Source organism: Pseudoxanthomonas dokdonensis (assembly GCF_001431405.1).
GTDB lineage: Bacteria > Pseudomonadota > Gammaproteobacteria > Xanthomonadales > Xanthomonadaceae > Pseudoxanthomonas_A > Pseudoxanthomonas_A dokdonensis.
Genome location: NZ_LDJL01000002.1, coordinates 240027 through 263697, shown reverse-complemented (window position 1 = coordinate 263697; position 23671 = coordinate 240027). Strand labels below are relative to the sequence as shown.

Below are 23671 nucleotides of genomic sequence, written 5' to 3'. Positions count from 1 at the left end.
TAACGTACATGATCTTCCGGGCGTTGCATTTTCCAGCGGAGCAAGCTCCGCTCTACAGGCACGCGGCAGGTCAAGGTAGTCCTGTCGTCTCAATTACTTGGCAATTGAATCGCCACGCACAAGCCGCCGCCCTGGCGGTTGTGCAATGACAGGCGACCGCCGTGGGCTTCGACGATTTCGCGGGTCAGCGCCAGGCCCAGGCCGGTGCCGTTGCGTTTGGTCGAATAGAACGGCACCAGCGCATTCTGCAGCACCGCATCGTTCATGCCACTGCCGCGATCAAGCACCTCGATGCGGATCCATTCCGGCAGCGGCAGCACGTGGATTTCCACATCATCATCGCGCTCGCTGGCCTCGTGTGCGTTCTTAAGCAGGTTGAGCAGCGCCTGTTCCAACTGGGTCTGGTCGATGCGGCTGCTCAGGTCCTGGTCGTGCAGGGTCAGCCGGAATGGAATATGCCGCGCCAGCCCGGCCAGGAAAACCGCCCAGTTGACCGTCTGCAGCTGTGGCTGCGGCAACTTGGCAAAACGGGCGTAGCCGCGGATGAAGCCTTCCAGATGGCGGGCGCGCTCTTCGATGGTGGCAAAGATTTCTTCCAGCCGGCGGCTGTCGCCACGGCGCACCAGCTCGGCGCCGGAGTGCGCCAGCGATGCCACCGGCGCCAGCGAATTGTTGAGTTCGTGGCTGATGACGCGAATGACTTTCTTCCAGGTGCTGACTTCCTGGCGACGCAGCTCGCTGGTCAGCAGACGCAGCAACAGCAATTCATGCGGCTTGCCATTGAGACGGAAATGGCGACGGGCAAGGTGGTAAACCTGCTCCTCATCGTGATCATCCTCCTGGGTGACCGCGAACAGGCTGTCGCCGCCGCGGCCCATGGCTTCCCGCATTTCCGCCGGTGCCTGCAGCAGCAACTGGTCGAAGTCCTGTCCTTCCAGCTTCCAGCCGCCATGCAGCAGCTTGCGCGCGGCGACGTTGGCAAACACCACCCGCCGCAGCTGATCCACTCCCGGCGCCAGCAGCACCATGGCCACCGGCGTGTGCTGGACCATGGTATCGAGCAGTAGTTCGCGCTGGACCAGATTCTGGCGCTGCTGGCGCAGCACCTGCGCCAGTTCGCCGTGCGAATGGATCAGATCAGCCAGTTCGTCGCTGCCGCGCCAGTGGATGCTGGTGTTGTATTCGCCGTCGCGATAGCTGTTGACGCTGCCGGACAGCGCCCGGAACAGCGAGTTCACCGGCTGCAAGGCATGCCGTATCACCCAGGCTGTCAGCGGCAGCACCAGCATCGCAGAGATGGCGAATACCAGCAGTGGCGAGTCCAGCCACCTGTCCAGCAGCAACGGCACGGCGATCGCCGCCGCCAGCATCGGCAGGCACCACCAGAGCAAGCGACCGGCGAGCGAGCGACGGATCATTCGCGCGGAATGTCGAAACGGTCCATGCGCCGGTACAGCGCCTGCCGGCTCAGGCCCAGATCCGCCGCGGCCTGGGCAATGACGCCGCCGGCCCGTTGCAGCGCCTGCTGGATTTCGGCGCGCTCGGGTTCCTGCACCTGGCTGCTGCGGACTGCGGCTGGCTTGGGCAACTTCAGATCACTGGCTTCGATGCGATCACCCATCGCCAGCAGGCCGGCGCGCTGGATGACGTTGCGCAGTTCGCGCACGTTGCCCGGCCAGCCGTGGCGCAACAGGGCCTGGCGCGCGGCTTCGGACAGCGGTTTATCGGCCGGCCGGAATGCATCGGCCAATGGCAGGATATCGCCCGGACGCTCGGCCAACGGCGGCAGTTCCAGCTCGATGGCATTCAAGCGGTAATAGAGATCCTCGCGAAACTGGCCATCGCGGATCATCGCCGGCAGGTCGGCGTTGGTGGCACTGATGACGCGAACCTTGACCTGGCGCTCGCGGTTGGAACCCAGTCGCTCGAAACGCCCGGTTTCCAGCACCCGCAGCAGCTTCATCTGGCCGGACAGTGGCAGGTTGCCGATCTCGTCCAGGAACAAGGTACCGCCATCGGCCGCCTCGAACTTGCCCTCGCGGGCCTTGTTGGCGCCGGTATAGGCGCCGGCGTCGGCGCCAAATAGTTCGGCCTCGATCAAATCGGCCGGAATGGCACCGCAATTGAGGGTGACGAAAGGCCCCCGGCTGACCGCCGAATTGGCTTGCAGGATCTCGGCGATGCGTTCCTTGCCGGCACCGTTGGGGCCGGTGATCAGCACTGGCAGATCCGAGCGCGCGACCTGGCAGGCCAGTGCGAGCACGCGTTCGCTGGCCGGGTCTTCGAAAATGACATCGCGAAGATCGTAGCGGCTGGCCAGTTGTTCACGGCTGCGTCGTTCGCGATTGCGCCGGCGTGCCAGTTCGTGGCGTGCTTCGGACAGTTCAATCAGGTTGTTGACCGTGGCCAGCAGCTTGCGATCGTCCCAGGGCTTGGCGATGTAGTCGACCGCGCCGGCCTTGACCAGCTCCACTGCGGTCGACAGATGGGTCCAGGCGGTCAACAGGATGACCGGCAGGTCCGGGTTCTGCTGGCGGATGGCGGCAAACAGCGCTTCGCCTTCTTCGCCGCTGGTGGTGTCGGCACTGAAGTTCATGTCCTGGATCACCAGGTCGACCGCTTCCTGCTGCAACAGCTGCAGTCCCTGCTGCGGTGATTCGGCATGCAGGGTGCTGATGTCATGCAACGAAAACAGCACGTCCAGGGCGGTGCTGACCGAACGGTTGTCATCGATGATCAGGATCGTGGGCATGGCAGAGCGGCGAAGGTGAGAAGGGTAGGGAATCGGAGAACGCGGCCGCCGTCAACCACCGGCGGCCATCGGCCACGGCCTGGCCGGATGTGTCTGGCCGCTGACCGGACCTTATCCATCCGCCGACGCCATTAGCCATGGCGCCGGCATTTCATGGCTTATGCGCTGCGCGTGGCCACCGCTGGCGGCACCGCCGCGGCCCTGCGCGCCGGGCCGAACACCGCCAGCTGACCCAGCAGCCACAGCGCGATCGCGCCAATGGGCAGATAGTGCAGCGGCAGACGCGGCAGCTCGTACTTGCCCATCAGCAACTGGTTGATCGCATAGGCCAGGGCCATGCCGAGGATGATGCCCAGCGTTGCCAGCAGGAAATTCTCGGTCTGGAAGTAGCGCAGGATCTGGCCACGGGTCGCGCCCAGCGCCCGTCGCACGCCAATCTGCTTGGTACGCTGCTGGACCCAGAAACTGGCCAGGCCGACGATGCCCAGCGCGGTCACCACCAGCAGCGCCACGCAGACGGCTACCAACAGCACCGCCATCGACTTGTCCTGTCGGTAAAAGGCAGCGCGCAGCTCCTGAAGCGTGTCCTGTTTCAGGATGATGCGATTGGGGCTGTTCTTCTCGAGTACCGCGACGGCGGCTTTCATCACATCGTTGCGGCGGTCGGCATTGGTGCGCAGCAGATAGTTGCCGCCCAGGGTGTAGGGCGCCCTGATCGGGAAGATCATGCTGTAGCCATAGGTCTGCGGACCACCCGGTTCATTGGGGCGCACCAGCGTATCGACAATGCCGACAATCTTGATTGGGTTGTCGCCCCAACTGTAGAACGCCTTGCCTACCGCGCTCTCACCGGGAAACAGCTTCTCGGCCATGCTGCGAGTGATGATCGCACTGGGGATGTCCGGCACGCCTACCGACTGGTTGAGTGCGGCCCAGGTGACATACTCGTCGGCGGTGAAGTTGCGTCCTGCAATCAGCTTCAACCCCAGCGTGTCGATGAACTGCTCCTCCGCCATGTAGGTGGTGGCATGCAATGTCGGATGCGTCTGCTCCTGGCTGAGATTGACACTGCTGTTCCAGGAGCTGTTGCCGAACGGTACCTGGTTCAACACCGTTGCCGCCTTCACCCCGGGGATTCCGCGCAGCTCGGCCAGGTCGGTGCGGGTCAGGGCATCTGCGTCGCTGTCTGTGCCTATGCCCGTGAGCTGGATGCGAACGATTTCATTCTCGGCCGTGCCGCTGGGACGTTCCATTCGTTCCAGGCGACTGCCGATCAGGAACAACGCGTTGCAGATGATCGCGCAGCTCAGTGCGATCTCGATGACGATGAGGCTGGCGGCGGTTTTGTGCCGGCGCAGCGTTGAGAGGATGGGACGGATTTCCATGAGGGTTCTCCCGATTACTGCGACTTGAGCTGGATGGCAGGCGTGATCTGGCAGGCGCGCCAGGCGGGCAACAGACCGGCGAGCAAGCTGGCAACAATGGCCAATGCGAAGGTCGTGGCCAGCATCATCGGATCCAGGTGCGCCAGTTCGGCATAGCTGGCCGGTTGTTGTCGCACTGCCCACAGACCCAGCAGCGCCAAACCCAGGCCCACGATGCCGCCGGCCAGGCCGACCATGCCGGCTTCCACCAGCGCCTGGGCAAAAATGGATCGCTTGGACGCACCGAGTGCGCGGCGCACGCCGATTTCACCGCCCCGGCGCATGAACTTGGCCAGCAGCAAGCCGACCGTGTTGACCAGACAGACCAGCAAGAAGCCAAACGCCAGCCAGGTCTGCAGCTTGATGTCGTTGGGCACCACGCGCTTGTAGTCCAGCCACTCCATCACGCTGCGCAGGCGCACGTTGGTCGGACGCTCGTAGCGCCCGGCCTTGCGCTGTTCGTCGGAATAGTTGACCAGGTACTGCCGGTACTGGCTGGCTTTCTCCGGTGTATCCAACTGGACCCAGTACTGTATCCAGGTGCAGGGCGCGTTGAGGCTGGTTTCCTCGCCGCCACTGTCGCCCCAGCAATCCATCGAGCCATTGCGGCCCATCTTGAGGTCAATGGCGGTACTGAAAGGCAGGAAGAGCTGCTCGACATCGCCATAACGGTCCATGTTGAGGTCGTAGAAGCGCGGGGTCGGACGCCACTCCTGCAGTACGCCGATCACCCGGAACTCATTCTGTTCGATGCGCACGCTCTTGCCCACGCTGTTGGCGCCGCCAAACAACTTGTCGTTGAGTTCCTTGGAGAGTACGGCCACTCGAGCATGATGCTCGTCGTCGCCAGCGCTCCAGCCGTTGCCAAAAGCAAATGGCACCTCGAACATCTGGAAGAAGTCACCGCTGGTGTAGCGGGCATCCACCACCAACGGGCTCAGGTCCTGTTTGTCAGGTTCGATGGCCACGCCCCCGCCGGTCATCAAGGCCTGGCGATCGCCCTTCTTCTCGCGCAACATTTTCTCGGCATCGAAACGGGTGAACTGGTCCGGTGGTTCCTCGCCGGCGGTGTAGCCATCCATCGATTGCGGCTCGAGCTGCGGATAGAACAGGGTCTGGCTCTTGCCGGGCAACGGATCCCCGGACAGGATGTAGAACACGGTCAGCGTGGTCATGCTGGCACCGATGCCCAGGGCAATGGCCAGCACCATCAACGCGGTCAGCACCTTGTTGCGGCGGAAACTGCGCAACGCAAGTTGCAGGTAATAGCTGAACATGGCGGCGTTACCTCAGGCTTGGGCCGGGGTCAGATCGACATCCAGTCCAACGCTGGAAATCAATCGCGGTTCGCTGGTCAGGTCGGTGGCGGCGCCGTCGACGATGTGCACGTTGCGTTGCGCGCGCGCGGCCAGCTCCGGGTCGTGGGTGACCATGACGATGGTGGTGCCGTTGGCATTGATTTCTTCCAGCAGCTCCATCACCCCGCGTGCCATCTGGCTGTCCAGGTTGCCGGTCGGTTCGTCGGCCAGCAGCAATTTCGGGCTGCCGGCCAGCGCCCGCGCGATCGCCGCGCGTTGCTGCTGGCCGCCGGACAATTCGGCCGGGTAGTGCTTCATCCGCGAACCCAGGCCGACGTCGCTGAGCGCCTTCTCGATGCGCTGCCGGCGTTCGGCGGCGGGCATGCCGCGATAGCGCAGGGGCACGTCGGCGTTATCGAACAGGTTGAGGTCCGGGATCAGGTTGAAGCTCTGGAAGATGAAGCCGATTTTCTGGTTGCGCAACTTGGAGCGGGCGTTGTCGGTCAAGCCACTGACATCCTGTCCATCGAGCAGGTAGGTGCCGCCGGTGAAGGACTCCAACAGGCCGGCGATATTGAGGAAGGTGGTCTTGCCCGAGCCGGAGGGACCGGTGACCGCGACGAACTCGCCACCACGGACATGCAGGTCCAGCGACCGCAGGGCATGGGTCTCCACCTGTTCGGTACGGTAGACCTTGGAAACGGCGCGCATCTCAAGCATGGTTTTCTCCTTCGTCGGATATGGGAAAGATGGAAATCAGTTCAGGGTGACTTGCGGTTCTTCGTTGAACAGATCGCTGCCGGAGACCACGACCTTGTCGCCTTCTTTCAGGCCGCCGAGCACTTCAACCTGGCTCAGGCTGCTGGCGCCCAGCTCGATGGGGGTGCGCCGCGCCGAGCTGCCATCCATGACGTAGGCGTAGCGACCGCCGCCCTGGTCGACGAACGGACCGCGCTCGACCATCAGCACGTTCTTGCGGGTATCGAGCAGCACGCGCGCGCTCAGTCGCTGGTTCTGGCGCAGGCCGGGCGGTTGCTTGTCGCTGAAGCGGATGCGGGCGACGACTTCGCCGTTGACCACTTCCGGGGAGACCGCCGAGACCTCGCCCGGATAGGGTTCGCCGCTGCCGCTGGTCAGGCGCGCCGGCATGCCGATGGCCAGGTCGCGGGCAAAGCTCTCCGGCACCTTTATTTCGACTTCGAATACCGACAGATCGACCACGCTCAGCACCGGGCCGTTGAGCGCCACGCTGGAGCGCTGCTGGACCTGGACCTGGCCGACCTGGCCGTCGAAGGGCGAGCGGATGGTCAGCAGGTCGACTTGGCGCTGGACCTCGGCCACCACCGCCTTCTGCCGATCGGCCAGCAGGCGCTTGTTGCGCGCATCCAGTCCGGCGCCCTGGCCCTGCAGGCTGAGATCACGGTTTGCCTGGGCCACGCCGATCTGGGCCTTCTTCACTTCATCCTCGGCGCGGGCGACATCGATCTGCGGCACCGCGCCGCCCTCGTATCCGGTCTGGTAACGCTGCAGGTCGCGCTCGGCGGCGATCTGTTCAATCCTGGCCTGGTCCAACAGCTTGCGCGACTGGGCGCGGGTCAACGTGGCATCCAGGTTGGCGCGGCTGGCCTCGGCCTCCATGCTGGCCAGCGTGGTCTGTTCCTGGGCCAGCTTGCTGCGCAGTTCCGGGCTGTCGATTTCCGCCAGCGGCTGGCCTTTCTTGACCACGTCGCCGGCCACCACGTGCAGGGTCACCACGCCGCTGGCGATCGCGTACAGGGTCGGGCTGTTGGCGGCAATCACCCGGCCTTCGCCGCTGATGTCGCGAACCAGATCGCCGCGGGTGACCTCGGCGATGCGCACGCGGCTGCTGTCGATTGATTGGCTGCCGGCCAGCCAGCCGCGGGCGGCAAACGCAATCAGCAACAGCACCAGCAGCGCCCCGCCGGCGGGCAGGGCCCAACGGCGCAGTCGCGGAGCGGGGGCGGTGGTGGTCACTGGACGGTCTTGCGCGGAGGTGTCCCGAATCATTGGCGGCATGCGTTTAAGTGGGAAGTCCTGCTGAACAAAGCAGGATGCGTGCCAACCATAACTAGCTGATTTGCAAAGACATGCCCGCCCGGACACCGCTGTCCGGGTGTCCGCGGACACTGCCCCCGGACACCGCTGTCGTCGCCGGTCATTACAATGGTCGGCAGGACATCCCAACGGACAGTGAGTGGCTTATGTGCGGCATTGTGGGTGCGATTGCCAATCGCGATGTGGTTCCCCTGTTGATTGAAGGCCTCAAGCGCCTGGAATACCGCGGTTACGATTCGGCCGGCATCGCCGTGATCGACGGCCGCGACGTGCGCCGGGTGCGCCGTACCGGCCGGGTGGCCGAGATGGAAGCGGCCGCTCAAAGCGAGGCATTCAGCGCCCAGGTCGGTGTCGGCCACACTCGCTGGGCGACCCACGGCGGGGTGACCGAAGCCAACGCCCACCCGCACATCAGCCAGGGCGTGGCGCTGGTCCACAACGGCATCATCGAAAACCACGACGAGCAGCGCGAGCGCCTGCGTGCGCTGGGCTACCAGTTCGAATCGCAGACCGACACCGAAGTCATCGCCCACCTCATCCACCATCACCTGACCCAGGGCGCTGACCTGCTGGCGGCGTTGCAACGCACGGTCAAGGAACTCACCGGTGCCTACGCGCTGGCGGTGGTCAGTCGTGCCGAACCGCAGCGGATGGTGGTGGCGCGGATGGGCTGCCCGCTGCTGATCGGCATTGGCGAGGGCGAGAATTTCGTCGCCTCCGACGTCTCGGCAATCCTGCAGGCGACCCGCCAAGTGATGTTCCTGGAAGAAGGCGACACCGCCGAATTGAGCCGCGACGGCGTGCGCATCTTCGATGGCAACGATGAGCCGGTGGAGCGCGAGCTGCACCAGTCGGACGTGTCGCTGGCATCGCTGGAGCTGGGTCCGTACCGCCACTTCATGCAGAAGGAAATCCACGAGCAGCCGCGCGCACTGGGCGACACCATCGAAGCGGCCATGGACGTGGGTTTCGATGCCGCACTGTTTGGTGACAACGCCGGCGAAATCCTCAAGGGCATCAGCGGCGTGCAGATCCTGGCCTGCGGCACCAGCTACTACGCCGGCATGACCGCGCGTTACTGGATCGAGGCTATCGCCGGCTTGCCATGCAGCGTGGAAATCGCCAGCGAATACCGCTACCGCGCCGCTTACGCCAACCCGGATCACCTGGTGGTGACGCTGTCGCAGTCGGGCGAAACCCTGGATACGATGGAAGCGCTCAAATACGCCAAGTCGCTTGGCCATCGGCACACGCTCTCAATCTGCAACGTGCCTGAAAGCGCGATCCCGCGCGCCAGCGAACTGGTCTGCTACACCCGCGCCGGCGCCGAAATCGGCGTTGCCTCGACCAAGGCCTTCACCACCCAGCTGGCGGTGCTGTTCCAGCTCAGCGTGGTGCTGGCCAAGCTGCACGGCAAGCTCGACGAGGCCGAGGAAGCCGGCTATCTGGAAGAACTGCGCTATCTGCCCGGCAGCGTCCAGCACGCGCTCAACCTGGAGCCGCAGATTGCGCTGTGGGCCGAGCGTTTCGCGCCCAAGTCCGATGCCCTGTTCCTGGGCCGCGGCCTGCATTACCCCATCGCCCTGGAAGGCGCGCTCAAGCTCAAAGAAATTTCCTATATCCATGCCGAGGCGTATCCGGCTGGCGAGCTCAAGCACGGCCCGCTGGCGCTGGTGGACGCCAACATGCCGGTGGTGGTGATCGCGCCCAATGACAGGCTGCTGGAGAAGGTCAAGTCGAACATGCAGGAAGTGCGTGCGCGTGGCGGTGAACTGTTCGTGTTCACCGACCAGGACAGCAACTTCAGCGAATCCGAAGGCGTGCACGTGATCCGCACGCCGCGCCATGCCGGCGCGCTCAGCCCGATCATCCACACCATCCCGGTGCAGTTGCTGGCCTACCACACCGCACTGGCACGCGGCACCGACGTCGACAAGCCGCGCAACCTGGCCAAGAGCGTGACGGTGGAGTGATGCCCGGGCGTTAATGGCGCTGTCGGTGCACCAGCTGCGGCGTAGCCCTGTGCATACAGTTTTACTGAGCGCCTCAGAAGGACCCTGCGCCTTGCGGGTCTGCCCTGGCGCCATGTCGGGGAGTTGACCGCCATATGCCGTGGCGGATGCACACCGACGCGCGCGACGTGAACCGATTCCCGGGCATCTTGCGCGGGGCTGAGTCTTCGGCGCACCTGCTGGCAGCCTTCTATTGCCGCCTACCCGCGTAAGGCAGCCGGCGTGAGCTGCGTAATTCCGCGATTTTGCGAGGTTTTTTTGTACGCGATATTAATGTCGTGGGGCGTAGCGTGGGCGTGGGCGTCTTTTCGAAAAGTCCCCCATAACCGGAACTCTGAAGTTGCCTTGCTTGGTGTTTCCCCGGTTCCATGAATGCCAGCGGACAGCGTCGGAGGCAGATCCCCCTGACGATTGACTTGGAGATGGCAATGTCTACGGCAAAAGCAGCGAAAGCAACGAAAGGCAGTACAAAGGGAGCGAAGCAACCCAATGTCCTGGTGATGTGGGGTGACGACATCGGCCAGGCCAACCTGAGTTGTTATACCAAGGGCCTGATGGGTTACCGCACGCCCAACATTGATCGAATCGCCAAGGAGGGGATGATCTTCACCGACTCCTATGCCGAACAGAGCTGTACCGCCGGGCGAGCCTCTTTCATCACCGGCCAATGCGGGTTGCGCACGGGTCTGACCAAGGTCGGGCTTCCAGGGGCGGAACTTGGCTTGAAGGCCGAGGACATCACCATCGCCGAGGCGCTCAAGCCACTGGGGTATCGCACGGGCCAGTTCGGCAAGAACCACTTGGGCGACCGCGACGAACACCTGCCGACGATGCATGGATTCGACGAGTTCTTCGGCAATTTGTACCACCTCAACGCCGAGGAGGAGCCGGAGGAAGAAGACTACCCCAATGCCAAGGACTTCCCGGACTTCAAGAAGAAGTATGGTCCGCGTGGGGTCCTGCATTGCTGGGCGGACGGCAAGGGGGGTCAGAAGATTGAAAATACCGGGCCCTTGACCAAGGAGCGCATGCAGTCCTGCGACGAGGAATTCCTTGCCGCTGCCAAGAAATTCATCCAGGCCGCGCATGATGCCGGCGAGCCATTCTTCGTCTGGTTCAACACCACCCACATGCATGCCTGGACGCACGTGCATCCGGACTGGAAAGGCAAGTCCGGTCGCTGGCAATCCGAGTACCACGACACGATGATGTACCACGACTGGTGCATCGGGCAGTTGCTCGATTTCATCGATGAACTCGGCATCGCCGACGATACCTTCGTGCAGTACAGCACCGACAACGGCCCGCACATGAACACCTGGCCGGATTCGGGCATGACTCCGTTCCGCTCGGAGAAGAACACCAGTTGGGAAGGCGCTTACCGCGTCCCTTGCATGGTCCGCTACCCGGGGCACATCGAGGCCGGTTCCGAATCCAACGGCATCATCAGTCACCAGGACTGGTTCCCGACGATCCTTGCCTTGGCAGGGGATCCGGACATCGCGACGAAGTTGAAGAAGGGCCTGAAGATCGGCAAGAAGACCTTCAAGGTCCATCTCGACGGGCACAACTTGCTTCCGTACTTGACCGGCGAAGTGAAAGAGAGTCCGCGCAAGGCGTTCCTCTATTTCACCGACGACGGCGACGTGGCGGCCCTGCGCTACGACAACTGGAAGATGCTGTTCATGGAGCAGCGGCAGGAGACGACACTGAAGATATGGCAGGAGCCGTTCGTCGTCTTGCGCACGCCGTACATCTTCAACCTGCGGATGGATCCGTATGAACGTGGGCAACAGACATCCAACACCTATTACGACTGGATGTTCCGGCGCATCTATCTGCTGGTGCCGGCGCAGGCCGCGGTGGCCGAGTTCCTGGGAACGTTCAAGGAATTCCCCCCGCGCCAGAAGTCGGCCAGCTTCAGCCTGGACCAGGTGATGGAGAAGATGGAAGAGGTAGCCAGCGGCGGCTGAATCGGTCGTGCCGCAGGACCATCCCGTGCGTCGTGGCCAAGGCCACGGCGCGCGCGGCATGCCTTCATTGGACAACGAGAGGGGGCGCCTTGAGTACCACCGCAAACACGACGCCGGGGCCTGACTATGGCACCGAGCTTTCTGAACAGCGTACCGCGCTGGCCATTGAGCGCAGCTTCCTTTCGTTTGAAAGGACGTTGATGTCCTGGCTGCGGACTTCGTTCTCGATGATCAGTTTCGGCTTCACGCTGGTCAAGTTCTTCCAGTTCCTGGAGGACCAGAAAGGAGCCCCGGTCAGCGGGATACTGCAACGGACCTGGACTTCCGACACGATCGGGCTCGGCATGATCATCATCGGTACGGGGGCGTTGTGCCTGGCCGTGGTGCAGCATTGGAGACGGGTCAATGCGTTGCGTGCGATGGGGCTTCCCTCGCAGTGGAACCTCGCGATGTGGGTATGCACCCTGGTCGCGGCATTGGGAGTCTTTGCCTTCGTGAGCCTGGTGATGGGCGGCTGAACCCCGGCTTCGTACATCCCTCAGTCGGCGACGCAGCGGAACCCGAGGTGGCAGGTCGAGGTATCGACGGGTTGCGCCATCCGTGCCGCGGGCCGATAGCGGCGGCAGTAATTGGGTGCGCACAAGTGTGACCCACCCTTCATGACCCGGCGCGGTATCTTCACGGCCGGATCGCGGGGATCAGTACTTGCCTCGGCGCTACCGCCGCGCGGATTGGCCAACGTGCAGCAGGCATGCTGGGCAATGGCACCGTGTTCCTGGTACCAGTCGGTGGTCCATTCCCAGACATTGCCGGCCATGTCGAACAGGCCATGGCCATTGGCCGGATACGAACCCACCGGCGCCGTCCAAAGATGGCCATCCTCCTGCAGGTTCTGCCATGGGAATTCGCCCTGCCAGGTATTGGCCATGTATCGACCGGCCGGCGTCAGTTCCTCGCCCCAGCAGAATTCGGCGCCGTCCAGGCCGCCACGTGCGGCGAACTCCCATTCGGCTTCGGTGGGCAGGCGTTTGCCACACCACGCCGCGTAGGCGAGTGCGTCCTCGTAGGCAACGTGCACGACGGGATGGTTGCCCTTGCCATCGATTGCGCTGTCCGGCCCGTGGGGGTGCCGCCAGTCGGCGCCGGCGACGTAATGCCACCAGTTGAAGGAGTTGCGCAGGTCGACCGGGCCGGCAGTGGGGATGAACACGACCGAGGCGGGGACCAGCATGGCCGGATCCGCGCCGGGATAGTCGGCCGGGTCTGCGGCCCGTTCGGCCAGGGTCACATGACCGGTGCTGGCGACAAACCGGGCGAAGTCGTCGTTGGTCACGCAATGGGTGTCGATCCAGAACCCATCCACGGACACCTTGTGCGCGGGTGCTTCTTCAGGATAGTGGTGGTCCGATCCCATGAGGAAGGTTCCTCCCTCGATCCTGACCATGCCGGCATGGCGTTCACTGTGCTGGTTCGTGTTCAAGCCCAAGGCCTCGCGTGCAGATGTTCGATGTCGCTACGGTAACGCATGCCGCGTCGCCGTCTTCGTGCAGGGCGTTGCCCACCGGGAGGGTGCGCCATCAGCCTGGCCTGACCATCTGGACCAACGTACCGACGATGAGCTGCATCGCCAATGCGACCTGCAGGATTCCCAGCACGGCGCTGAGGACCTTCAGCGGTATCGGCCCTATCCATTTCATGATGAATCGGATGGACAGCAACGCCAACACGTTGATCACCATCACGGCCACCGCAGGCCCATCAGGCAGGTCGAGCGTACGCTGTCCTGGCTCAAGGCCATGATCGTGATCAGCGCCGCCAGTCCATAGGGCGTCACCGTGGCCGGGAAAACCAGGTGCATGGTCGAGGATTTCACCGGTGGAACGGGGGCGAGCTCATTGCGCGGGTCCGCGTACTGCGCGAAAACCAGCCGGATGGCCACGACGAAGAAGATGATGCCGGCCACCAGTTGCATCACCGACGTGGAGATGTGCCACTTGTGCAGCATCATGCTGCCCGCCAAACCGGCGACAAGGATGGTGATGGTGCTGAGACCGAATACCTTCAGGCCCAGTGTGAGGACTTCGCGCCGGGTCAGCCCTTGGGTGGCGAGGAAGTAGTCGCCGATCGCCTTGATCGGCCCGAGCGTGATGAAAAAGACGAGGAAGACATTGTCGTAACCGAGTCGATACGGCAATTCGGCCACCGCCGCCATTGCAGTGGCACTGGCCAGGACCAAGGCGATTTCGCTGCTGGGCATGGCGGCATCCTCCGTTGTCCAAGATCGGTCCGGCTTGCCCGCAGGCGCGCATGTCAGGTGAGGTCGCGTTCCGGGACTTGCTCCTCGCCGCTCATCTTCTCCGCGGTATCGAGATCGCGCTCGAGGAAGTAATTGAGGAAGGTGCGGATGATCGCGATGGCGGCGAGCTGGCCGATGTCGTTCCAGTCCGGGGAGATGACGGTGCGGACGATGTCAGCGGCCAGCATGAATTCCAGCCCCAGCAACAACCACCTCGCCAAGCTGAGCCAGGCAGCCCGCCGCGCGCCATGGCTGCCGCGACGCACGCGCAGCGCGGGCGACAACCGGATGACCGCATCGATGGCACCGACGAAGATGGTGAGCACCGAAAGGATCTCCAGGGTCAACGCAACGTACTCACTGATCGCGATGAACAGCTCTTCCACGAACCCCTCCCGTGGCCGGAACATGCCCGGCAACCATGAACGCCCTTGAATCTTGCCCCAAGACCGCATGCGGGATGTAAAGATTTCCCGATGGTCGGGGCCATGGATGGCCGGCGGGTCGTTCAAGGTCGTGACGCATAAGTCGTTAAACTAGCCACCGGTTTCGACCCCTGCCCGGGGGGCCGGAACGCCCCGGTTTTCCTGGAGTACACATGTTGCAACGCGAATGGGTGGTAGGCGCCATCCAGAAGATTGAAGCGGATTTCAACCGCTGCGCCGACACCCACTTGATTCCGATGGCGCTGCCCGGTTATCCGGACATCGCCATCTACTTCAAGGACGAGTCCAGCCATCCGACCGGCAGCCTCAAGCACCGGCTGGCGCGCTCGCTGTTCCTGTACGCGCTGACCAGTGGCTGGCTGCGCGAGGGCGCGCCGGTGATCGAGGCCTCCAGCGGCTCGACGGCGGTCTCCGAAGCCTACTTCGCGCGCTTGCTGGGGTTGCCGTTCGTGGCGGTGATTCCGCGTGGTACCTCGCCGGAGAAGATTGCCGCGATTGAATTCCAGGGCGGGCGCTGCCATCTGGTCGATTGCCCGAGCCAGCTCAATGCCGAGTCCGAGCGACTGGCGCTGGAGCTGGGCGGGCACTTCATGGATCAGTTCACCTACGCCGAGCGCGCCACCGACTGGCGCGCCAACAACAACATCGCCGAGTCGCTGTTCAAGCAGATGGCGCTGGAGCAGCATCCGATACCGACCTGGATTGTCTGCAGCCCGGGCACCGGCGGCACCAGTGCGACCCTGGGCCGCTACGTGCTCTACCGCTGCTGCAACAGCCGCGTGCTGTGCGTGGATCCGGAGATCTCGGTGTTCTTCGATTTCTATCGCGGCAGCAAGCAGGGCCAGGCCGATCGCACGATGACTCTGGCCCAGGGGTCGCGCATCGAGGGCATCGGCCGGCCGCGGGTCGAGGCCAGTTTCATTCCCGGCTGCGTCGACACCATGCTCAAGGTGCCCGATGCGCTGAGCCTGGCGGCGATGCGCTATGTCAGCAAGCGGCTGGGGCGGCGTGTCGGTGGCTCGACCGGGACCAACTTCGTCGGCGTGTTGCGGGCCGCGCAGAGCATGCGCGCGCTGGGCCACGCCGGTTCCATCGCCACCATCCTCTGCGATGGCGGTGATCGCTATGCGCACAGCTATTACTCGGATGACTGGTACCAACGCTGCGGCATCGACATCGCCGCCGCCGACCAGCTCATCGAGCAGGCGGTCGAGGGCCAGGAGGTACTGTCCGGGCTGGCGGTGGCCGGCAACGGATTCGACTGATTGCGGCATTGGGATGACCGCTTTCACATGGCTGTAATAACCGCCGCGGATACTGGACACCGCAACGAGGTCCCTCTCTCCTCCCTTGTTGTCGACCGCGCCCGGACCTTGTGCCGGGCGTCGTTTTTTGCGCCGCTGCTGCAGCGGCGACGCATGGGCTGGATGCGGCTCGGCGTTTGCGACGCGGCGGTGGCAGACTGATCGCCATGCGCAAGATCATCCACGTCGACATGGACGCCTTCTACGCGTCGGTCGAGCAACGCGACGCCCCCGAACTGCGCGGCAAGCCGGTGGTCGTGGCCTGGCGCGGGGCCAGATCGGTGGTCTGCGCGGCCTCCTACGAGGCGCGGGTGTTCGGGGTGCGCTCGGCGATGCCGGCGGTGACTGCCGAGCGGCTGTGTCCGCAGGCGATCTTCGTGCCGCCGGATTTTGCCCGCTACAAGGCCGTGTCGCGGCAGGTCCGCGAAATCTTCCTGGCGCATACCGATCTGGTCGAACCGCTGTCGCTGGACGAGGCCTATCTGGACGTCACCGAGGCCAAGACCGCCTTGCCCAGTGCCACGGCCATTGCCCAGGCCATACGCGCGCAGATTTTCGAGGCCACCGCACTGACCGCCTCGGCCGGCGTGGCGCCGAACAAATTCATCGCCAAGATTGCCTCGGACTGGCGCAAGCCCAATGGCATCTTCGTGGTCCGGCCGCACCAGGTGCACGATTTCCTAACCCCGCTGCCGGTTGCCAAGATTCCCGGCGTCGGCAAGGTCATGCAGGGCAAGCTGGCGGCGATGGGCGTGCAAACCGTGGGCGACCTGCGCGGCATCGGCGAGTTGGAACTGGCGCGCCAGTTCGGCAGTTTCGGCCATCGCCTGCATCTGCGCGCGCAGGGCATCGACCTGCGCCAGGTGCAGCCGGACCAGCCGGTCCAGTCGATTTCCTCCGAAGACACCTTCGCCGAGGATCTGCCATTGGCGGATCTGGAACCGGCGATTCGGCGGCTGGCGGAAAAAACCTGGCTGGCAACGCGCAAGACCGAGCGCATCGGCCGCACCGTGGTGTTGAAGCTGAAGACCTCGCGCTTTCGCATCCTCACCCGCAGCCTGACCCCGGATCGGCCCCCGGACAGCCTGGAGACACTGACTGCAATAGCGCTGGCCCTGCGCGAGCGGGTCGACCTGCCGGCAGGCACCCGCTATCGATTGGTTGGCGTCGGCCTGTCAGGCTTCAGCGAGCCGGAGGAAACCGGCATCCAGCCGGGCCTGTTCACCATCCCGTAGCGCGGAGCTCGCTCCGCTTTCCTTCTTCGGTAGAGCGGAGCTCGCTCCGCTACTCTCCGGGCATCGTGTGCTGCATTGTCGCTGCCTGGCAGCCGAGCAAGCTCCGCGCCACGCATGCCTCAGTCGCGTGCCTGGTAGCGCAGGTTGATGCCGTACTGGCGGCCGGCCTGGTTGTACCAGGCGACGGTTTCGTAGTCGCGATCAAACACGTTGGCGGCGCGCGCCTGCAGCGTCCATTGCCGATTGATGGCGTACTCCACCCGCAGATCCAGGGTGCCGTAACCGGCCAGGCGCACCGCGTTGGCGGCGTCATCGTAACGGTGGCTGGCGCCGTTGCCGGTCAGGCCAAGGCGGAAATCGCCGAACTGGCGATCGACATCGATGCGCGCGGTGTTCTGCGCGCGCCGCGCCAGCAGGTGATCGTAGTTGGGATTGTCATCGCCGGCCGGCGTGCGGCGGCTGTCGTTGCGCGGATCGGTGTGGCTGAGCTGGGTGCTGACATCAAAGCCGGCCCAGTTGAAGTCAACGGTGAACTCGGCGCCGCGGATGCGTGCCTTGTCGATGTTGTTGGGCAGGAAGATGCTGGAGTCGTAGGAGATCAGATCATCGATGCGCGTCTCGTAGACGTTGAGCGTCCAGTTCCAGTCGTCCGCGTACTGGGCCAGGCCCAGGTTGGCCGACTTGGATGATTCCGGTTGCAGGTCGGGCTTGCCGAAGAACGGGTAGTACAGATCGTTGAACGTGGGCGCCTTGAAACCAGTGGCCACGCTGGCGGTCAACTTGAAGCCGCTGCCGAAGGCCAGGCCATAGCCGAGGCTGCCGGTGCTGTGATCGCCAAACTGCTCGTTGTCGTCCTGGCGGATGCTGGCCTGCAGGTCGTGGGCGCCGAACTGGCCCTGGTACTCGACGTAGGCGGCCTTGTTGTCGCGGCTGGTGACGTCGAACTCGGTATCGCTTTCCAGCACTTCGTCCTGCCAGTCCAGTCCGGCGGTCAGCAGGTGATGCTCGCCCAGCGCCATGTCGGCCTGCAGCGATGCCTGATCGCGACGGGTCTGGAAATGGCTGCGGAACTCTTCCTCGTAGTGGTCGGTGGCATCGTCCTTGTTCTGGCCGGCGCTCAGCACCACCCGTAGCGCATCGCTGGGCGTGAACGACAACTTGCCGCCGTAGACCTGCTGCTCGGTGTCGGTGACGTTGCTGTAGCTGCTGTCGTATTCGTTGCGGCCATCGGCGTTGAGCAGGTTGGCTTCGACCTGCCAGGCATCATTGAAGCGATAGCCGGTGCGCAGGTTGACCGACAGGTTGCGGTAGCCATCATCGTCCGGCTCGTCGGTATAGCAGCCCTGGAACAACGCGGCCGAACCGCGGCAGGCATTGAAGCCATCGGTTTGGCTATAGGCCGCATCCAGGTTCAACCAGGCGTGCTCGCCGCCGTAGCCGAAGCCACCGGCGACTTCGCGCAGGTTGTCGCTGCCGGCACCGATATTCAAATGACGTGACAGTCCCTTGCCACCGCGACGGGTGAAGATCTGGATGACGCCGCCGATGGCCTCGGAGCCGTACAGGCTGGAGCGCGGGCCGCGGACGATTTCGATACGTTCGATCTGTTCGACCGGCAGGTCCTGGAAGGCGACCAGTCCGGCGCTGGCCGAGCCGATGCGGATGCCATCGACCAGCACCAACACCTGGTCGGACTCGGTGCCGCGGATGTTGACGGTGGTGATCTTGCCGCGGCCGCCCTGGTTGGCGATGCCGATGCCGGCGCGGCCCTTGAGCAACTCGGCCAGCGAACCGGCCTGGCTGCGCTCGATGTCGGCGCGATCAATGACCTGCGCCGGCACCAGGCTGTCGGCTACCGATACTTCGGTGCGGGTGCCGGTGACCAGCACGTTGTCCAGATCGGTGGGCTGGCCGCTGTCGGCGCGTGCGTTGCCGGCCAGGCCGCTGGCGATGGCCAGTGCCAGCAGCGAAGGGGTGGAAAAACGGTAAGACATGACAATCAACTCCATCGCGCGCCCCGCGCGCCTGTGGTTCGGGTGGAGTTGCATGGAGAGGGCGGGAGACAGCGGACTACGCACGCGGCGCGGCACGCCGCAATGCCCTCCGCATCGCAACCAGTGGTGGATCCAGGGATCCTGTCCAAGGCCGGTCTCCGGGCTGGCGAGCATGTGCGGCCGCACATTGCCCTGGCGCCTTCCCATGCGGTTGCACAGTGGCCGATGCCAGGATTTGACTCGCTTACCGTTGCGGGGGCAGCGCCGGAATGGTTCCGTCAGGCGGAAATTCACCGGCTTCCCGTTTCAACCTGGCCGGGCTCGGTTGCGCGGGCAGGTCACCTTGAAGCGCGCGCAGTATACGGCAATGCCGGCGCTGGCTGGCGCGGTTCAGTCGTCGCGGCGATCGAACAGCCGATCCATCCGATCGTCATCGACCGCTTGGCCGTCATCGCCGGTCATGTGATGGGTGGTGGTGACTTCGCCGATGGCCGGCTTGCCGCGCGGCGGCGGCAGCGCGTCGGTGGCCGCTTCATAGGCCTGCAACAGTTCGGCGCGGCGTGCTTCGGGCAGTTGTTGCCAGTGGCAATCCAGCAGCGCGCCTTCCAGCGAATACAGCAGGTTCAAGCTGGGCCGGAAGCCGGCGCGCTTGACCCGCATGAAGGCTTCGACCGAGCCAATCTGGCGCAATTCCTCGGGCGAGTGCAGGCCGACCTGGCGCAACCAGGCGGCCGACTTGGGGCCGATGTTGCGCAACTTGACGATACTCATGCGGCCGCGCTCACGTCGGGCCAGCCCCGCCCAGGCTGGCCTCGAACAGGCGCGCGATGGCCTCGATCCCGGCTTGATCCTGTTCATCGAAACGGCCGACGATGGGGCTGTCCAGATCCAGCACGCCAATCAGCTGCTCGCCTTTCAGCAACGGCACCACCAGCTCCGAACGCGAGGCCGCGTCACAGGCGATGTGGCCGGGAAAGGCCTCGACATCCTCGATGCGCTGGGTCTGGCGCAGGCGGGCGGCGGCACCGCAGACGCCCTTGTCCAGGGCGATGCGCACGCATGCCGGCAAGCCCTGGAACGGGCCGACCACCAGTTCGCGACCATCGTGGAAGTAGAATCCGGCCCAGTTCACATCCGCCAGCGAATGGAAAATCAGCGCCGAGAGGTTGGCGGCATTGGCCACGCGATCGCTTTCACCGTCCAGCAATGCACGTGCCTGCGCAAGCAATTGCGCATACTGCTCGGGCTTGCTGCCGGTGAGTTTCGAGGCGGAAAAGGACATGAATGTGAGTGTATAGAGTTTATTCAGCTTTGTGTGAGAGGGGAGTTACTATGAAAACCTTAGGTTTCGGCAGGGTTTAGGTTAAGCATGGACCATCTGTTTGTGACCGGTACCGATACCGGCATCGGAAAGACCCAGGTCAGCTGCGCGCTGCTGCATGCACTGCGTCGGCAACGCCCGCGCGCGGTCGGCATGAAGCCGCTGGCCAGTGGCTGCGAGCTGACCAGCAGCGGTTGGCAGAACAGCGATGCGGTGGCGTTGCGCCAGGCCAGCAACCCGGTGCCGGTCTACGCCGACGTCAATCCGTATGCCTTGCCGGCGCCACTGGCGCCGGAAATCGCCGCGCGCGAGGCCGGTGTCAGTGTCGACCTGCAGGTCATCCGGCGTGCGTTCCTGCGCCTGCAGGCCACCGGCAGCAGCGTGGTGGTCGAAGGCGTCGGCGGCTGGGCGGCGCCGTTGAGCCCGAGCCTGGACCAGATGGACCTGGTCCGCGAACTGAACCTGTCGGTGGTCATGGTGGTCGGCCTGCGCCTGGGCTGCATCAATCATGCGCGCCTGACCGCACAGGCCATTGCCGCCGATGGCGGACGGCTGGTGGGCTGGGTGGCCAACGAAGTGGATCCGGAAATGGCCCGCCGCGACGAGAATTTCGAGCTGTTGAAACTGCGCCTGTTGGCGCCCTGCTGGGGCCGGCTTCCGTATCTGCCCGATGCCAGCGCCGAACAGCTGGCGGCCTTTCTCAACCCGGTCAGCTGAGCCGGCGTGGTTGGAAAAGGCATAAAAAACCCGGCAGCGGGAGGGAGCTGCCGGGTCGGTTGCGCGGGGGAGGGGTCCGCGCAAAGGTCAGACACTTCGGCCCATTGGACCGAGGCGCGTTATTACTTGTTACTTGGTCTTGGCGCTCTTGGTGGCCTTGGCCACGTTCGCCTGGACGCTTTCGCTGACGGTTTCGAACTGCGACTTGGCCAGCTGGCCCAGCGCTTCACCGGTCTTCAGGTTCAGGCCAAACACTTCCTGGCCCGCGGCGACGAAGCGCTCGGTGTTGTCCTTGGCGATCTGCATGCCCTTCGGCAGCAGGGTCTTGAAGGCTTCCGGATCGCGCACTTCAGCCAGCTCGCCGAAGAAGGCGGTGGTGGCGTCGATGTTCTTTTCCAGGGTCTTGAGCTGGATGCCGAAGACGGTTTCGGCATTTTCCAGAGCCAGGCGGTTTGCGCGTGCAGCGACCGCAGCGAACTGGTGAGTGAAGTTGCTGAAGCTATCGTTGAACTGTGCAGACATGGTGGACTCCGTTGGCGTTTGCCTATGTGTTGCGATGCAGCATAGCGAAGCTTTTGTTGCGATGCAACATCCTGCTGGCAAATACCCCGGCCGGACTCAGGATTCGTTTAGTATCAAGTCCTTATGTGACAGCCAGGCAACAAAAAAGCGGCCGTAGCCGCTTTCCCACCCCGGATTTGCGCAGGAATGGTCTGCTTATGGTCCGCGGTAGCGGCTGCCGGCGGTGCAGGTTTCGTGCACCACCACCTCGCTCAACAGCGGCAGGGCCGGCTTGACCTGTTCCCAGATCCATACCGCCAGGCGCTCGCTGGTCGGGTTTTCCAGCCCGGGGATATCGTTGAGGTAATGGTGATCCAGCCGATCGTAGGTCGGCTTGAACGCGGCCTTGACCTCGGCGAAGTCCATCACCCAGCCAGTATGCGGATCCAGCTCGCCGGACAGGTGCAGCTCGACCCGGAACGAATGCCCGTGCAGGCGCGCGCACTTGTGGCCTGCCGGCACGTTGGGCAGCCGGTGCGCGGCTTCGAGCGTGAATACCTTGAAAATGTCCATGAGGCGATTATAGGAAAGTGACGGAAGAAGGGCCCGTCAGTCGACGGGCCCCGGGCGGTTACGCCGATGTCGAACGGTTGCCGCCACCCTGGCCGCGGCGGAAACCACCGCCACCGGGCTTGCGGGCACCGCCGTCACGCTGGCCGCCGCCATGCTTCTTGGGACCGGCATGGGCGTGGCGCGGGGCACCGTTGGGGGCGCTGTTGCCGGCCGTGTGCGGACGACGGCCGTGCTTGCGCGGTGCCTGATGGCCGCCCGGACGTTCACTGGTGCCCGGCTGGGCGTTGCCCCAGCGGATTGGCGTCTGCGGCTCGAAACCAGGCACGTCGCGGATTTCCACGTCGCGCTTGAGCATGCGGGTGATCGCCCGCAGCAGCTTGGCTTCGTCTTGGGCCACGATCGAAATCGCCTCGCCCTGGGCGCCGGCGCGGCCGGTACGGCCGATGCGGTGCACGTAGTCTTCGGCGACCATCGGCAGGTCGTAGTTGATGACCCGTGGCAACTGGTCGATGTCGATGCCGCGGGCGGCGATGTCGGTGGCCACCAGCACGTTGATACGGCCGGCCTTGAAGTCCTTCAGTGCACGAAGACGCGCGCCCTGGGACTTGTTGCCGTGGATCGCCGCGGCCTTGATGCCGCTGGCCTCGAGGAACTTGGTCAGCTTGTCGCAACCATGCTTGGTGCGGCCGAACACCAGCGTCTGCACGCGGCTGTCGGCGGCCAGCAGGTGCAACAGCAGGTCGCGCTTGCGGTTGCCATCGACCGGATGCACGCGGTGGCTGATGGTGTCGGCCACGGTGTTGCTGGGGGTGACCTGGATCTGCTGCGGCTCATGCATGAATTCCATCGCCAGCTGCTTGATGCTCTCCTCGAAGGTGGCCGAGAACAACAACGTCTGGCGGCCGGCCGATGGCTTGGGCAGCTTGGCCAGGATGCGCTTGATGGCCGGCAGAAAGCCCATGTCGAGCATGCGGTCGGCTTCGTCCAGGACCAGGATTTCGATGCCGGACAGATCAACGCTGCGGCGATCCATGTGATCGATCAGGCGGCCGGGGGTGGCGACCAGCAGATCAACGCCGCGACGCAGCGCGTCCAGCTGCGGGCCCATGCCGGCGCCGCCATAGATGGTGGTGCTGGGGATGCGCAGGTACTTGCTGTAGCCGCGGATGCTTTCATGCACCTGCACGGCCAGTTCGCGGGTCGGGGCCAGTACCAGCGCACGCGGTTTGCGCGGGCCGCGCTGGCTGACTTCCTGGGCCGAGGTGGCCAGGTGCTGGATCAGCGGCAGGCCGAACGCGGCGGTCTTGCCGGTACCGGTCTGGGCGCCGGCCAGCAGGTCGTGGCCGTCCAGGGCCAACGGGATGGACTGGGTCTGGATCGGGGTGGGCTGGGTGTAGCCCTGTTCATCCAGCGCACGCAGCAAAGCGGGCACCAGCCCGAGGGATTCAAAAGACATTCGGATGAAACTCCTGTGCCGCCCGCCGCGCGCATCCGCAATGCCTGTACCAGGGGTACGGGCATGGGAATCCGGAAGAAGGCGTTTACCCGAAGCGTTCCCTGAAACCGCGCTGCGAGTGGGGGTACGGAAGCACCAAGGCGGTGGTTCCGGGTTTGCGCAACGAAAGAAGTCGGAGCGGGGCGGGCGCGGGGCAGCAAGGCTGTCCCGGCGACGGCGGACCATTGGGGAAACAAACGGCCGCTGGCAAACGGACCCCATTCTAACCGTTGTAAGCAGACAAAGGTGAACGG

General features: G+C 64.3%; 22 protein-coding genes and 1 riboswitch. Of the genes, 6 read left to right on the top strand and 16 right to left on the bottom strand.

The genetic code is table 11. The features are described from left to right. Positions 1-89: 89 nt before the first annotated feature. From ABB29_RS02445 to ABB29_RS02420, 6 genes are all read right to left on the bottom strand, one after another. A complete protein-coding gene (locus tag ABB29_RS02445; RefSeq protein ID WP_057657022.1) occupies positions 90-1418 on the bottom strand; it encodes a sensor histidine kinase in 1329 nt (442 codons plus the stop codon). Then, the gene (locus ABB29_RS02440) at positions 1415-2752 is read right to left on the bottom strand and encodes a sigma-54-dependent transcriptional regulator (RefSeq protein WP_057657021.1); all 1338 of its coding nucleotides are present in this window, start codon (positions 2750-2752) and stop codon (positions 1415-1417) included. Before ABB29_RS02440 ends, ABB29_RS02445 begins: the two co-directional genes overlap by 4 nt. A 158-nt stretch (positions 2753-2910) precedes the next feature. Then, positions 2911-4137, bottom strand: coding sequence for an ABC transporter permease (locus tag ABB29_RS02435; protein WP_057657020.1), 1227 nt, complete (start codon positions 4135-4137; stop codon positions 2911-2913). A 14-nt stretch (positions 4138-4151) separates the two neighbouring features. Beyond that, entirely contained in the window at positions 4152-5453 is a 1302-nt protein-coding gene (locus tag ABB29_RS02430; RefSeq protein ID WP_057657019.1) for an ABC transporter permease, read from the bottom strand. Between the two features lie 12 nt (positions 5454-5465). Further along, positions 5466-6194, bottom strand: coding sequence for an ABC transporter ATP-binding protein (locus tag ABB29_RS02425; protein WP_057657018.1), 729 nt, complete (start codon positions 6192-6194; stop codon positions 5466-5468). A gap of 36 nt (positions 6195-6230) precedes the next feature. Beyond that, the gene (locus tag ABB29_RS02420) at positions 6231-7502 is read right to left on the bottom strand and encodes an efflux RND transporter periplasmic adaptor subunit (protein ID WP_057657017.1); all 1272 of its coding nucleotides are present in this window, start codon (positions 7500-7502) and stop codon (positions 6231-6233) included. Positions 7503-7696: 194 nt separating this feature from the next. On the opposite strand from ABB29_RS02420, the gene glmS reads away from it, so the two are divergent. The 3 genes from glmS to ABB29_RS02405 all read left to right on the top strand — a co-directional run bounded on the left by glmS (position 7697) and on the right by ABB29_RS02405 (position 12053). Continuing rightward, positions 7697-9523 carry a glutamine--fructose-6-phosphate transaminase (isomerizing) gene (gene glmS / locus ABB29_RS02415; RefSeq protein WP_057657016.1) on the top strand — a complete coding sequence of 609 codons (1827 nt, stop codon included), beginning with the start codon at positions 7697-7699 and terminating at the stop codon, positions 9521-9523. A gap of 407 nt (positions 9524-9930) precedes the next feature. Beyond that, entirely contained in the window at positions 9931-11535 is a 1605-nt protein-coding gene (locus tag ABB29_RS02410; protein WP_083487372.1) for an arylsulfatase, read from the top strand. Positions 11536-11624: 89 nt separating this feature from the next. Further along, entirely contained in the window at positions 11625-12053 is a 429-nt protein-coding gene (locus ABB29_RS02405; RefSeq protein ID WP_057657014.1) for a YidH family protein, read from the top strand. A 20-nt stretch (positions 12054-12073) separates the two neighbouring features. On the opposite strand, the gene ABB29_RS02400 is transcribed toward ABB29_RS02405, so the two are convergent. From ABB29_RS02400 to ABB29_RS02390, 4 genes are all read right to left on the bottom strand, one after another. Further along, entirely contained in the window at positions 12074-12979 is a 906-nt protein-coding gene (locus tag ABB29_RS02400; RefSeq protein WP_057657119.1) for a formylglycine-generating enzyme family protein, read from the bottom strand. Positions 12980-13112: 133 nt separating this feature from the next. Next, a complete protein-coding gene (locus ABB29_RS16250) occupies positions 13113-13274 on the bottom strand; it encodes a hypothetical protein (protein ID WP_157062459.1) in 162 nt (53 codons plus the stop codon). Next, positions 13274-13792 (bottom strand): MarC family protein, encoded by a 519-nt coding sequence (locus tag ABB29_RS02395; protein WP_057657013.1) that lies wholly within the window; start codon positions 13790-13792, stop codon positions 13274-13276. Before ABB29_RS02395 ends, ABB29_RS16250 begins: the two co-directional genes overlap by 1 nt. A gap of 53 nt (positions 13793-13845) precedes the next feature. Further along, positions 13846-14217 carry a DUF1622 domain-containing protein gene (locus tag ABB29_RS02390; protein WP_245622515.1) on the bottom strand — a complete coding sequence of 124 codons (372 nt, stop codon included), beginning with the start codon at positions 14215-14217 and terminating at the stop codon, positions 13846-13848. A gap of 212 nt (positions 14218-14429) precedes the next feature. On the opposite strand from ABB29_RS02390, the gene ABB29_RS02385 reads away from it, so the two are divergent. Together ABB29_RS02385 and dinB are read left to right on the top strand one after the other, a co-directional pair. Beyond that, complete coding sequence (locus ABB29_RS02385) at positions 14430-15542, top strand: PLP-dependent cysteine synthase family protein (RefSeq protein WP_057657011.1); 1113 nt, start codon at positions 14430-14432, stop codon at positions 15540-15542. Positions 15543-15748: 206 nt separating this feature from the next. Further along, complete coding sequence (gene dinB / locus ABB29_RS02380) at positions 15749-16816, top strand: DNA polymerase IV (protein WP_057657010.1); 1068 nt, start codon at positions 15749-15751, stop codon at positions 16814-16816. A gap of 119 nt (positions 16817-16935) precedes the next feature. Here the strand turns inward: dinB and btuB are convergent, their stop codons facing one another. The 3 genes from btuB to ABB29_RS02365 form a co-directional block, all read right to left on the bottom strand. Further along, entirely contained in the window at positions 16936-18810 is a 1875-nt protein-coding gene (gene btuB, locus ABB29_RS02375) for a TonB-dependent vitamin B12 receptor (protein WP_057657118.1), read from the bottom strand. A gap of 132 nt (positions 18811-18942) precedes the next feature. Continuing rightward, positions 18943-19171: riboswitch (cobalamin riboswitch) on the bottom strand. A gap of 29 nt (positions 19172-19200) precedes the next feature. Continuing rightward, a complete protein-coding gene (locus ABB29_RS02370) occupies positions 19201-19581 on the bottom strand; it encodes a TfoX/Sxy family protein (protein WP_057657009.1) in 381 nt (126 codons plus the stop codon). A gap of 10 nt (positions 19582-19591) precedes the next feature. Then, a complete protein-coding gene (locus tag ABB29_RS02365) occupies positions 19592-20092 on the bottom strand; it encodes a GAF domain-containing protein (protein ID WP_057657008.1) in 501 nt (166 codons plus the stop codon). A gap of 87 nt (positions 20093-20179) precedes the next feature. Here ABB29_RS02365 and bioD point away from each other — a divergent pair, with 87 nt between their 5' ends. Further along, positions 20180-20848, top strand: a complete 669-nt coding sequence (gene bioD, locus ABB29_RS02360) for a dethiobiotin synthase (protein ID WP_057657007.1) — start codon at positions 20180-20182, stop codon at positions 20846-20848. 129 nt (positions 20849-20977) lie between these two features. On the opposite strand, the gene ABB29_RS02355 is transcribed toward bioD, so the two are convergent. The 3 genes from ABB29_RS02355 to ABB29_RS02345 form a co-directional block, all read right to left on the bottom strand. Continuing rightward, positions 20978-21370, bottom strand: coding sequence for a phasin family protein (locus ABB29_RS02355; RefSeq protein ID WP_057657006.1), 393 nt, complete (start codon positions 21368-21370; stop codon positions 20978-20980). A gap of 195 nt (positions 21371-21565) precedes the next feature. Next, positions 21566-21922, bottom strand: a complete 357-nt coding sequence (gene queD / locus ABB29_RS02350; RefSeq protein WP_057657005.1) for a 6-carboxytetrahydropterin synthase QueD — start codon at positions 21920-21922, stop codon at positions 21566-21568. A gap of 58 nt (positions 21923-21980) precedes the next feature. Next, entirely contained in the window at positions 21981-23378 is a 1398-nt protein-coding gene (locus ABB29_RS02345; RefSeq protein ID WP_057657004.1) for a DEAD/DEAH box helicase, read from the bottom strand. Positions 23379-23671 lie beyond the last annotated feature (293 nt).

Coding starts and splice junctions, on each gene's coding strand:
- ABB29_RS02445 (WP_057657022.1), bottom strand. CDS start 1,418: ATGATCCGTCGCTCGCTCGCCGGTCGCTTGCTCTGGTGGTGCCTGCCG.
- ABB29_RS02440 (WP_057657021.1), bottom strand. CDS start 2,752: ATGCCCACGATCCTGATCATCGATGACAACCGTTCGGTCAGCACCGCC.
- ABB29_RS02435 (WP_057657020.1), bottom strand. CDS start 4,137: ATGGAAATCCGTCCCATCCTCTCAACGCTGCGCCGGCACAAAACCGCC.
- ABB29_RS02430 (WP_057657019.1), bottom strand. CDS start 5,453: ATGTTCAGCTATTACCTGCAACTTGCGTTGCGCAGTTTCCGCCGCAAC.
- ABB29_RS02425 (WP_057657018.1), bottom strand. CDS start 6,194: ATGCTTGAGATGCGCGCCGTTTCCAAGGTCTACCGTACCGAACAGGTG.
- ABB29_RS02420 (WP_057657017.1), bottom strand. CDS start 7,502: ATGATTCGGGACACCTCCGCGCAAGACCGTCCAGTGACCACCACCGCC.
- glmS (WP_057657016.1), top strand. CDS start 7,697: ATGTGCGGCATTGTGGGTGCGATTGCCAATCGCGATGTGGTTCCCCTG.
- ABB29_RS02410 (WP_083487372.1), top strand. CDS start 9,931: ATGAATGCCAGCGGACAGCGTCGGAGGCAGATCCCCCTGACGATTGAC.
- ABB29_RS02400 (WP_057657119.1), bottom strand. CDS start 12,979: ATGGTCAGGATCGAGGGAGGAACCTTCCTCATGGGATCGGACCACCAC.
- ABB29_RS16250 (WP_157062459.1), bottom strand. CDS start 13,274: ATGGTGATCAACGTGTTGGCGTTGCTGTCCATCCGATTCATCATGAAA.
- ABB29_RS02395 (WP_057657013.1), bottom strand. CDS start 13,792: ATGCCCAGCAGCGAAATCGCCTTGGTCCTGGCCAGTGCCACTGCAATG.
- ABB29_RS02385 (WP_057657011.1), top strand. CDS start 14,430: ATGTTGCAACGCGAATGGGTGGTAGGCGCCATCCAGAAGATTGAAGCG.
- dinB (WP_057657010.1), top strand. CDS start 15,749: ATGCGCAAGATCATCCACGTCGACATGGACGCCTTCTACGCGTCGGTC.
- btuB (WP_057657118.1), bottom strand. CDS start 18,810: ATGTCTTACCGTTTTTCCACCCCTTCGCTGCTGGCACTGGCCATCGCC.
- ABB29_RS02370 (WP_057657009.1), bottom strand. CDS start 19,581: ATGAGTATCGTCAAGTTGCGCAACATCGGCCCCAAGTCGGCCGCCTGG.
- ABB29_RS02365 (WP_057657008.1), bottom strand. CDS start 20,092: ATGTCCTTTTCCGCCTCGAAACTCACCGGCAGCAAGCCCGAGCAGTAT.
- bioD (WP_057657007.1), top strand. CDS start 20,180: ATGGACCATCTGTTTGTGACCGGTACCGATACCGGCATCGGAAAGACC.
- ABB29_RS02355 (WP_057657006.1), bottom strand. CDS start 21,370: ATGTCTGCACAGTTCAACGATAGCTTCAGCAACTTCACTCACCAGTTC.
- queD (WP_057657005.1), bottom strand. CDS start 21,922: ATGGACATTTTCAAGGTATTCACGCTCGAAGCCGCGCACCGGCTGCCC.
- ABB29_RS02345 (WP_057657004.1), bottom strand. CDS start 23,378: ATGTCTTTTGAATCCCTCGGGCTGGTGCCCGCTTTGCTGCGTGCGCTG.